Source organism: Frankia sp. CoWAU3 (genome assembly GCF_977971855.1).
Map to the genome: position 1 here is coordinate 22,389 of NZ_CDWWXB010000038.1, position 1,217 is coordinate 23,605.

3 protein-coding genes are annotated in these 1,217 nt (G+C 73.2%); all 3 read right to left on the minus strand.

Going from position 1 to position 1,217, the window contains the following annotated elements; all coding sequences use genetic code 11:
* Positions 1-475: Rv3654c family TadE-like protein (locus tag AC08ON_RS06155; protein WP_476616605.1), on the minus strand; the 475-nt coding region annotated here is incomplete at its 3' end.
* A complete protein-coding gene (locus tag AC08ON_RS06160) occupies positions 472-909 on the minus strand; it encodes a TadE family type IV pilus minor pilin (RefSeq protein ID WP_476616606.1) in 438 nt (145 codons plus the stop codon). The genes AC08ON_RS06155 and AC08ON_RS06160, both read right to left, overlap by 4 nt.
* 47 nt (positions 910-956) lie before the next feature.
* Positions 957-1,085 (minus strand): DUF4244 domain-containing protein, encoded by a 129-nt coding sequence (locus AC08ON_RS06165; RefSeq protein ID WP_476608585.1) that lies wholly within the window; start codon positions 1,083-1,085, stop codon positions 957-959.
* Positions 1,086-1,217 lie beyond the last annotated feature (132 nt).

Genomic DNA, 1,217 nt, shown 5'->3' on the forward strand with positions numbered 1-1,217 from the left:
AACCTCGCGAGGGCGTCCGTTCCGGAACCGGGTCGTCCACGCCGACCGGGAAGTAGACACCATCCGCTCCTCCCCACGGCCCGGCACGGGCGTGGGCGGACAGCTCCGGGAGCGGGCCGAGTACCGTCGGTAGGCGCGCGAGGACCGTCACCTCGACGGCGTTGCCGTCGACCCGGCAGGCTGCCAGCCGCGCCCCGTTGGCTGCGCTGACCTCGTCGGCCCGCGCGCACACCGTCCGCTGGTCGGCGGGCGGCATCGCTGCGGCCGCGAGGGCGGCGAGATCCGCCGCTCCAGCGGCCCGCTGCCGGACCGCGCTGATCACCGTCACGGTGAACGCGACGCTCACCAGCGAGAGCAGCGCGAACAGGACGGCCAGCAGCCATACCGTCGCGGACCCCGCATCGGGGGCCGCGACGGACGGCGCTACCCCCGGCGTGACGGTCGGCAGCGTCCTCAGCCGGCGCGCCCCGCTCACGACACCATCCGGGCCGGGCATCCGGTGGGGGCATCGGACGGAAGATCGGACGGAAGATCGACCGTCGCCTCGACGGGGGTGACGGCCCGCGCCGCCACCTCGATGCCGGGAACCAGCCGGCTGACGCCGATGCCACCGACGTGCACCGACACCTGGACCTCGAGCCGACCCGCGCCGCGGTGCAGCGTCACGGTGGAGCCGACGGGTGCCGCCTGGATCACCATGGTGTGCACGGCCGAATCCGGCTCCCCCCTGGCGGCCAGGCGGGCGCCGATGCGTGCCGCGTCGGCGCATCGGGTCTGGGCTGCGACGGCACCGAGCATCCAGGCAGCCAGGAAGAAGACGACGAACAGTGAGGGCAGGCCGATCGCGAGCTCGGCGGTGGCCTGGCCGCGGTCCGACCCGCGGACGGATCTCCCACGTCGGCGGGTCACCGGCTGCGGCGGCTGCTGGGAGGAGCGCACAGGCATCACGGCCGCGCTCAGAACGCCACGGTCAGCGCGCGCTGCACCACCGAGGAGACCAGCGACCGGGTCGCGGAGCTCGATACCACCGCGTAGAGGACGCCGGCGAACGCCACGGCCGCAAGCGTGCCGACCGCGTAGTCCAATGTGTGTCTATGCATCCTCCGGGACAGGGGTCAGTCTACCCGCTCACAGGGCCTCTGACCAGGCATTTTGCCGTTTCGGCCGTCCGCGACGGAGCGCCCTAAACGATCTTGCGAGAGAGCTGTCCGCGAGCC